Here is a 9549-nt window from a genome sequence, read left to right as displayed (position 1 = left end):
ATTTGAAGCAATGGTGAAAACCTGCGGTGATCAGGGCGTAGAGATTTATGTTGATGCGGTGATCAACCACATGACCGGCCATAGCGAAGGTGTTGCCACTGCCGGAACCGAGTATGTGAAGTACGAGTACGCAGACCTCTACACCAGAGCTGATTTCCACGCCTGTACCGAGACTCTGGATAGTCAGATCGCCGACTGGGCAAGTGTTACCCAGGTACAGCAGTGTGAGCTTCTAAACCTCGCGGATCTGCGCACCGAAGATGAGAGTGTTCGAGCCAAGATTGTTGGCTACCTGCAATCCCTTGTCGACCTTGGCGTCACCGGCTTCCGTATCGATGCTGCCAAGCACATTGCCTTGGCAGATATGGAAGCAATCAAGGCAAAACTTCCGGTGACAATTAAATACATCCAAGAGGTCGTTCCCGGCACCCCAGGTGCAGAACCTGTGGATTACCTTGGCATTGGAGATATTTTCGGGTTTGATCTTGCCTACCAGCTAGCGTCCATCTTCACCCAACAGGTTGCCTACCTGCCTGACACTTCAACCGAGTCGCCGTGGGTTACGCCCTCAAACCAAACCGTGGTTATGGTTTCCAACCACGACACCGAGCGCAATGGTCAGGCCCTGAACTATAGCCAGCCTGCTCAGTTTGAGGCGGCAACCGCTTTGATGCTTGCTCTGGACTACGGACAGCCGATGCTTTACAGCTCGTTTGCATTTGATAGTTATGACTGGGCTCCAAAAGACGAGAACGGTCGGATGCTGGATGCGAAGTGTGCTCAGTCAAGCGCTATCTACTTCGCAAATCACGAGGCCGGAACCTGGTTGTGCCAGCACCGCATGAACTCGGTAAATTCAATGATCGCATTCCGCGACGAAACCTCGGGTAAGCCGGTAACAAACCCGCAGACCAGTGATTCGGTTTTGAGTTTTGAACGCGGAGATATCGGTTTCTTTGCGGTGAATGTCACTACCGTCAATCAAAGCGGCGTGGAGATCACAACACTCCTTGCCGACGGCAAGTACCTTGATTTCATCTCTGGAAAAGAGATTGAAATCTCAGGTGGTGTGGTGAAAACCGATCTGACCGCAAACCAAGCGATTGCTCTTATAAAGCGCTAAACCAGCGAGTCTCGCCAGGCCTTGTAAAGAGCTGCGAACTTACCTCCAGATTGCGATAGCTGCTCTGGGCTGCCATCTTCGATTACTCGACCGTGCTCCATAACCAGCACGCGCTGGGCGATCGAGACTGTGGATAGGCGGTGAGCAATGATCACGGCGGTGCGGTTATGCAGCAGGGTCTTGAGGCCCTGCTGTACCAAACGCTCAGATGGGATATCCAATGAGCTGGTCGCCTCATCCAAAATCAAAACCGATGGGTTTGCCAAGAAGGCTCTCGCGAAGGAAATCAACTGGCGCTGACCAGAGGAGACTCTGCCACCGCGCTTATTGACATCGGTCTGATAGCCATCTGGCAGCGAGAGAATGAACTCGTGAGCACCAACTGCTTTAGCTGCTGCCATTACCTCTTCGATTGAAGCAGCAGGCTTACCAAGTTGAATGTTTTCGGCAACCGATCCGGAGAACAGGTAGGCCTCCTGGGTAACCATTACAACTTCGTGCCTAAGGTCGGTATTCGCAATGTCTCGAAGATTTATCCCGTCTAAGCTCACCGTGCCCGCGGAAGGGTCATAAAAACGAGAGATGAGTTTGGCAAGTGTCGACTTACCGGCACCTGTGGTGCCAACCAGTGCCACGGTCTGACCGGCTGGGATAGTCAGGCTAAACGGATGCAGCACCGTTGAACCGGTGGCGTATTTGAACTCGACATCTTGGAAGCTGACCTCGCCCTTGACGTCCTTGAGGACAACCGGCTTCTCAGGATCAGGAACGGTTGGTTCTTCCTGAAGCACACCGGAAATCTTCTCCAGTGCTGAGGCTGCCGATTGGTAGGAGTTGTAGAACATCGCGATTTCTTCCATCGGGTCAAAGAACCTTCTGGAATACAAGATTGCGGCGGTCAGGACACCGATACCCAAAGAACCCTCGAGCACTCGGAATCCACCAAAGAGCAAGATTGCCGCCACAGTGACGTTTCCGATGAGGATAAGACCTGGGTCGTATATACCAAACAGCTGGATCAGTCTGGCGTTGTGTCCACGGTAATCCTCAACTAGCCCACCAAAGTGGTTCTCGTTTGACTTCTCCTTGCGGAAAGCCTTCACCGCACGGATACCGGTCATGGTCTCAACGAAGTACTGGATCAATCTTGAAGAGGCAACTCGCTGCTGGCGATACCCCTTATTGGTTCCAAGCTGGAACCAACGGGTGAGAACCGCAAGTGGAATAAGCGCAACCAGCAAGATTAGGAAGCTCTCCGGATCAAGCAAGAACAGCGCACCAGCGGTGAAGAGCATAAACATGCCGCCAACCACTAGTTCGCTCAAACCACCAGATAGCAATTCGCCAATGGATTCCAGGTCTGAGGTTTGGCGGGCGATAACTCGACCGGCGGTATAGCGCTCATGGAATTCGACCGAAAGCTTCTGAGTGTGAACAAATACTCGGTTTCGAAGGTCAAAGAGCATGGCCTGAGAGGCCCGAGCGGTAACCATTAGGAAGAAGTAGGTCAGCGTCGCAGTCAAGGCAGCTGCCGAGAGATAGACAAACACCGTCAGCGAGATTGGCGTGTAGTCCCCGACCAAGGCCTTAGGCAGTGCACTGTCAATTCCAAAAGCAATTAGCGCTGGTCCAGAAACTCTAAGCGCAGTAGAAATAACCACCAGGAAGACCGCTGCAATTACTCGGGCTCGGATTGGCAAAAGCAGTGAGCCAAGCAGGTCCCTGGAGCGCGCTCTTACGTATCGAGATTCTTCTTTGTTGAGGTCGGTTTTCTCCTCATCGTTGGTTCCGTGCATGCTCATAGGTTCACCTCCCTGGCTTTTTCTGCCGCATCCAGCGAGCTGATTACGTACTTGTAGTGGTCGGATGTTTTCAAGAGTTCTTGGTGAGTACCAAAGGCGACGACCTTGCCCTCGTGCATGAGCGCTACCTTGTCGGCCAGCATCACGGTCGATGGTCGGTGGGCAACAATCAAAGCGGTTGTGGTGGTCAAAACATGGCGAAGGGCGTCCTCAACCATGGCCTCGGTGTCAACATCAAGCGCGGAGAGTGGGTCGTCGAGAACCAGGATTCTTGGCTTTGCGGCAACCGCTCTAGCAAGCGCTAGACGTTGGCGCTGCCCACCGGAGAGCGATAGGCCCTCTTCACCGATCTTGGTGTCCAGGCCATTTGGCAGGTCGTAGACAAATTGCGCTTGCGCAATTTCCAAAGCTTGCTTGAGATCATCTTCGCTCTGGGTTGGATTTCCAAGCAGAACATTGTCGCGAACCGAGGATGAGAACAAGGTTGCATCCTCAAAAGCCATGGCAATCAGGGTTCGCAGCTCACTACGGTTCATATCTCTAATGTCAACGCCATCGATCTCGACAGCGCCACCGGTTACCTCATAAAGTCTGGTGCTTAGGGCAGTCAGCGTTGTCTTACCGCAACCGGTTAGACCAATAAGTGCAACCGACTGACCAGGCTCTAGCCTGAGGTTGAAGTTAGAGATTAGATCTGGCTGATCCGCTGCAGTGTCTGGATAGCGGAAGCTGACGTCCTTGAATTCCAGTAGGCCCTTAGGCTCAGCGACCGTTTTGGGCTTTACAGGATCAGAAATCAGATCCGGCTCGTCAATGACCTCAAAGAATCTAGTGACTGCGGACTTTGCCTCCAGGGTGAAGCCCAAAAGGAATCCCAGGGACTCGGTTGGCCAGCGAAGCACCATCGCGGTAGCGACAAAGGCCACCAGTGTTCCAACGGTGATCTGGCCATCGGCAACCAAAAGCACACCTGCAAATAGCGAAAGTCCCAGCGCAAATTCCGGAAGCAAAATCAAATACAGCCAAATATTGGCAACTGCCTTGGCTTTTCTGATTTCAGTTCCCAATAGCGCCTTGGCATCGGTTGCAAACTGATCTGCCGCAAATCCACCGCGACCAAAAGCCTTTAGAACCCTCACGCCGTGAACGGCCTGCTCGACTCGGGTCGCAAGGTCTCCGGACTGATCCTGAGATAACCGAGCCACCTCGCCAAAGGATTTCTCGAAGCGGAAACCAATTACCACGATCGGGAGTGACGCGATAAAGAAGATCAATCCCAACCAGAAATTGAAACTAAAGAGAATTACCAGTCCGACTATCAAAGTGAGGAGGTTGGCAACCAAAAGCACTAAACCAAAGCTCAGCCAACGCCGGATCATGCTCAGGTCGCGAACGGCTCTCGAGAGTAACTGACCAGATGGCCAGCGATCGTGGAAGGCAACGGGCAAATCCTGCAGCTTCGCGTAGAGGGCATTTCGCATATCAGCTTCAACGAAAGTTCCCGGGGTTAGCACCAACCAGCGACGAAGTAGCACGAACACAGCCTCGGCAATACCCAAAGCCAAAATCAACACAACCGCTGGAATCAGGGCATCGATGCCACCGGCAACCAAGGAGTTAACGAGATTTTGCAAAAACTGCGGGATGGAAAGTGCAAACATGTGTGCGCCGATTGCAGCCAGCATTCCCAGAATGATTCTGGGTAGGGCTTTTTTAGCAAATGGCACCAATCGCCACAGCGTTTTGAACGTACTTAGTTCGGGTTGCATTTATCTCTTCCGCCGCCTTTAGGGCAGCCCTTCAGGATAGCAGTAACCGAGAAACGGTTGCCGTTAGTCCCTGGGTTTTATTCCACTTCGTCGCAGAAGTGACCTAGTGGTAAAAATGACGCTCGGCGGTGAAGTACATGGTTACACCGGCAGCCTTGGCTGCGGCAATAACCTCTTCATCGCGGACGCTACCCCCAGGTTGAACCACAGCCCTAACGCCTGCATCGAGTAATACTTCTAGCCCGTCTGCGAACGGGAAGAATGCATCAGATGCGGCCACCGAACCGACAACCCGGTCCCCAGCTCTAGATACTGCCAATCGGCAGGAGTCCACTCGGTTAACCTGCCCCATGCCAATTCCAACCGCGGCCATTGACTTGGCTAGCAAAATTGCATTGGACTTCACAGCGCGAGATGCTCTCCAGGCAAATTCCAAATCAGCCATCAGTTCTTTATCGGCAGGTTCGCCGGTAACCAGCTGCCACTTTGAGGTGTCTAGCTTCTCGAAGCCATCGGATTCCTGAATCAACGCGCCTCCGGAAACCTGTCTGATCTCGCGAGAAGGTCTTACATAACCAGCTTCAAGCTCCAAAATGCGCAAAATCTTTTTCTTGCTCAAGACCTCTAGCGCCGCCGGTTCATATCCCGGTGCTGCTATTACCTCGGTAAAGATCTCGGCAACCTGCAGCGCCATCTTCTCGGTCACAACTCGGTTAGCGGCAATCACGCCACCAAATGCGGAGACGGGATCAGTTTCGTGAGCCTTAGCGTGAGCATCTGCGATTGGATCAGTGGCACCTGCTTGAGCCACTGCAATACCGCAGGGGTTGGCGTGCTTGATGATCGCAACCGCAGGCTCTAAGAAGTCATATGCGGCTCGGAGTGCAGCATCGACATCTACGTAGTTGTTGTATGACATCTCTTTGCCACCAAGCAACTTGGCCTGCGCTACGCCGCCGGTAGCACCGTTCGCCGAATACAAAGCCGCCTTTTGGTGAGCGTTTTCGCCGTAACGAAGCACATTCTTGATTTCAAAACCAAAGTTCACATTTTGGGCGAAATCAGAACCACTGTTATCACCAGTGATTTCACCAAGCATCCAGTTTGCAACCGCGCTGTCGTATTGAGCTGTGTGACTAAAGGCAGCCTGAGCCAGTTCTTTGCGAAGGGCAAGAGAAGTTCCACCATTTGCATTGGCCTCTAGAACGCGTGAGTAATTCGCTGGGTTGACGACAATTGCGACGTTGGCGTGGTTCTTGGCAGCTGCTCGAACCATCGCCGGTCCACCGATATCGATCTGTTCAACCGCAGCATCGCCGGTTGCTCCTGCTGCGACAGTTTGGACAAATGGGTAGAGGTTCACAACAACCAACTCAAAGGCTTCGATGTCTAGATCGGCAAGCTCCTGAGCATGCTCGTCCAATCTGAGATCCGCCAAAATGCCACCGTGGATCTTTGGGTGCAGGGTCTTCACGCGACCATCTAGCGACTCTGGGAAACCGGTCACCTCAGATACTTCTTTGACTGCTAAGCCGGCTTCGGCAATCTGCTTTGCGGTTGAACCTGTTGAGACCAGCTGAACTCCCTGTGCACTTAGTCCCTTTGCAAGCTCGATTAGGCCAGTCTTGTCAGAAACCGATATGAGGGCTCTGCGAATTTTTACCTGGTCGCGCTCTTTGTAGTTTCGAGCTTCAACATTGTTAGCCATCAGCTAGACCTTTCTGAGAGGTTGAGCTTGCCCTCGGCAATCTGAGATACAACTTCAACAATCAATGAGCGCTCGATTGCCTTGATCTGCTCATGCAGGTCAGACTCAGTGATTCCAAAAGCAATCGCAATCTCTCGTTGCGCTAGGACCGGCCCGGTGTCTACCCCTGCGTCAACGATGTGAACCGTTGCACCAGTTGTGCTGGCCCCTGCGCTAAGGGCGTCCCTGACCGCGTGAGCGCCTGGGAAGGCAGGTAACAGCGATGGGTGCAGGTTGATGATGTTTGGGCTCAAGGCGGAGACAAAGCCTTCAGGCAACACCCTCATAAAGCCGGCCAAGACAACAAGGTCGGGCTTGTGATACTGGAGATTGCCAAGCAACACCTCAGCCCAATTTTCGCGAGAATCGAAAAGCCCAGGCTCAACCACAAAGGTGGGGACACCAAACTGTTCAGCGTGGGCAAGTCCTGCTGCCGGGTTATCGGCTCCGACCGCCACAATCTTCGCGGGATAAAGCGGATTGTCACAGGCTTCTAATAGAGCACGAAGGTTTGAGCCCGAACCTGAGATCAAGACCACGATAGAAAGCATTGGACTCCTACTTTCCGCGCTCTTGCTGATCGCTGTATGGCTTGATGACAACTAAACCAGCCACAAAACTCGGAATCAATACCTCTAGAAAAAGCACTCCGGCAAAAAGCAAAGCATTGATGCCAACCTCACTAAATCTGCCAGGCCCAAAACTTCCAGAAGCCAAAACAGCAATCGCAAATGCAGTCAGTGCAGCGATCAGAGCCGCCATAAAGGCGAAGGCTGCTGCTGCCGAAAAACGCGTTGCATACTCCCAGCGCATCTGGTCGGCATAGCGTCGGGCAAAAAGCGTTCCAACAAAGGCCACCACGATTGGAATCAGGGCAAACAATATTGCTCGGTCAAAACCGGCGGTAGGGATGGCGACAAATACCGGTAGGGCTGGCATTGGACCAAGCTGAGTGCCGAGTGCCGAGACAGACGATCCGACTCCGATTGAGAATCCAGGACCCGCTATCCAGCTCATCCCATAAACAATCAGGTTTGGAAGGATCGCCAACTGGGCGATGGTCAACATCACGCCACCGAGAACGCTCACTCGCATTGCCTCGTATAGAGCCACAACTTCGATCCAGCCAAAGCCCAAAGCCAGCGCAATCATGGCGGAGCTAACCAAAAGTAGTGCCGCGACTACGCCAAGACCGACCCTGGATGCAGGTGAAAGCACAGATGCCAAGGACCAGTGCAGCTTGGAGAAAATTGCTTTGGTTTGGTTTCGAACCCAGATACGTTCTTTGGCCTCGGGCGGGTTAGCGCCTTCAAAAAGCTCATAGCGCGGTCCAAGCACCGATGCCAGAAACAGAATGCCACCAAAGAAGAATGCTGGGGAGATAAACGGTGCCCATTCGGCAACCACGACTGCTTCGTTTGTGCTCAGCATTGAAACCGCAAGACCAATGCCACCAAATGCCACCGCGCCACCAACCCATGCGGGCCAGATAGAACTTGCAGCTGAGAGTCGGTGACCAATTCGAATAATCAAAACCGCCATCAGGGCCGTGAGCCCCAGTGGCAAAGTCGACATTGTGAACGCGGGGACAGCAATGCCTAGAATCTCACCGGCATTGAACTGCAGTGGAACGCCGCAGGCTAGCAAAAATGCATAAGCCGCAACGCGAAACGCAACCATCCAGTCAACAGATCCATCGCCCTCGATGAACCAGGCCAAGGTAAGTGGGGCAATCACTAAACCAATCGCGACAGCCGCAATAATCAGCGCTTGCAGCGCTGAAATTGCGAAGCTGAGCCCCCGATTCACCTTTAGAGCTTGGCGATAATCTCGCGCATAAGCGCAGCGGTCTCGGATGGGGTCTTGCCAACCTTCACGCCGACAGCCTCAAATGCTTCCTTCTTGGCCTGAGCGGTTCCGGCAGAGCCAGAAACAATTGCACCTGCGTGACCCATGGTCTTACCCTCAGGAGCAGTGAAGCCGGCTACGTAAGCAACCACTGGCTTGGTCACGTGCTTTGAGATGTAGTCCGCAGCCTTCTCCTCAGAGTCGCCACCGATCTCACCGATCAACACGATTGCCTTGGTCTCAGGGTCGTTCTGGAATGCCTCAAGTGCATCAATGTGAGTGGTACCAATAACTGGGTCTCCACCAATACCGATAGCGGTTGAGAAGCCGATGTCGCGAAGTTCGAACATCATCTGGTAGGTCAGGGTTCCAGACTTGGAGACCAAGCCGATTGGGCCCTTGCCGGCGATGTTCGAAGGAGTAATGCCTGCGTTGGACTGCTCAGGGGAAATGATTCCAGGGCAGTTAGGTCCAATTAGACGGGTCTTCTTGCCCTTTTCAACGTTGTATGCCCAAGCCTCAGCGCTGTCGTGAACTGGGATGCCCTCGGTGATTGCAACCGCGAGCGCGATCTCGGCGTCAATAGCCTCGATGATTGCAGCCTTTGCAAAGGCAGGAGGAACGAAGATAACCGAAACATTCGCACCGGTGGCAGCCATAGCTTCCTTGACCGTTCCGAAAACCGGAAGCGACTTGCCAGAAATATCCACGCTCTCGCCGGCCTTGCGTGGGTTCACGCCACCAACGATGTTCGAGCCACCGGCGAGCATGCGAGTGGTGTGCTTCATGCCCTCGGCACCGGTCATGCCCTGGACGATAATCTTTGAGTTTTTGTCTAGGTAAATTGCCATTTCTAAAGCCTTACTTGTTAGCCAACAAAGCGGCCTTGTCGGCTCCGCCATCCATGGTGTCCGCCAGCGTTACCAGCGGGTGGTTGAACTCGGAGAGAATACGGCGACCCTCTTCAACGTTGTTGCCGTCTAGTCGAACAACTAGCGGCTTGCTGGCACGGGCACCCAAGGTGTTCAGCGCGCCAACGATTCCGTTTGCTACAGCGTCACAGGCGGTGATGCCGCCGAAGACGTTTACAAACACGCTGCGAACCTGAGGGTCGTTCAAGATGACATCCAGACCTGCAGCCATTACCTCAGCAGAGGCACCGCCACCGATGTCTAGGAAGTTAGCGGGCTTCACGTTGCCGTGACGCTCACCGGCGTAGGCAACTACGTCCAGGGTGCTCATAACCAATCCGGCACCGTT

Annotated in this window: 7 protein-coding genes and 1 pseudogene; 1 reads left to right on the top strand and 7 read right to left on the bottom strand. The window is 53.4% G+C overall.

Features of this window, described 5'->3' with window-relative positions; genetic code table 11:
- Nucleotides 1-1123, top strand: a 1123-nt coding sequence (locus AC128V_RS05520; RefSeq protein WP_482763679.1) for an alpha-amylase family glycosyl hydrolase, incomplete at its 5' end; no start/stop codon positions are given.
- On the opposite strand, the gene AC128V_RS05515 is transcribed toward AC128V_RS05520, so the two are convergent.
- From AC128V_RS05515 to AC128V_RS05485, 7 genes and pseudogenes are all read right to left on the bottom strand, one after another.
- Nucleotides 1120-2925, bottom strand: coding sequence for an ABC transporter ATP-binding protein (locus AC128V_RS05515; protein ID WP_482763678.1), 1806 nt, complete (start codon nucleotides 2923-2925; stop codon nucleotides 1120-1122). The two genes, AC128V_RS05520 and AC128V_RS05515, sit on opposite strands and share 4 nt — an antisense overlap.
- Nucleotides 2922-4694: an ABC transporter ATP-binding protein gene (locus tag AC128V_RS05510; protein ID WP_482763677.1), complete on the bottom strand. Its 1773-nt coding sequence runs from the start codon at nucleotides 4692-4694 to the stop codon at nucleotides 2922-2924. The genes AC128V_RS05515 and AC128V_RS05510 overlap by 4 nt, the downstream gene beginning before the upstream one ends.
- Before the next feature lie 103 nt (nucleotides 4695-4797).
- Entirely contained in the window at nucleotides 4798-6402 is a 1605-nt protein-coding gene (gene purH, locus AC128V_RS05505) for a bifunctional phosphoribosylaminoimidazolecarboxamide formyltransferase/IMP cyclohydrolase (RefSeq protein ID WP_482763676.1), read from the bottom strand.
- On the bottom strand, nucleotides 6402-6992 hold the full coding sequence (purN, locus tag AC128V_RS05500; RefSeq protein WP_482763675.1) for a phosphoribosylglycinamide formyltransferase: 591 nt from the start codon (nucleotides 6990-6992) through the stop codon (nucleotides 6402-6404). The genes purH and purN overlap by 1 nt, the downstream gene beginning before the upstream one ends.
- A gap of 7 nt (nucleotides 6993-6999) precedes the next feature.
- A complete protein-coding gene (locus tag AC128V_RS05495) occupies nucleotides 7000-8250 on the bottom strand; it encodes a cell division protein PerM (protein WP_482763674.1) in 1251 nt (416 codons plus the stop codon).
- 2 nt (nucleotides 8251-8252) lie between these two features.
- Nucleotides 8253-9140: a succinate--CoA ligase subunit alpha gene (gene sucD / locus AC128V_RS05490; RefSeq protein ID WP_482763673.1), complete on the bottom strand. Its 888-nt coding sequence runs from the start codon at nucleotides 9138-9140 to the stop codon at nucleotides 8253-8255.
- Between the two features lie 10 nt (nucleotides 9141-9150).
- Nucleotides 9151-9549, bottom strand: a pseudogene (locus AC128V_RS05485) (ADP-forming succinate--CoA ligase subunit beta); the annotation flags it as partial.

It is taken from the genome of Aquiluna sp. (assembly GCF_965064355.1).
This window is presented reverse-complemented; position numbering and strand designations above follow the sequence as displayed.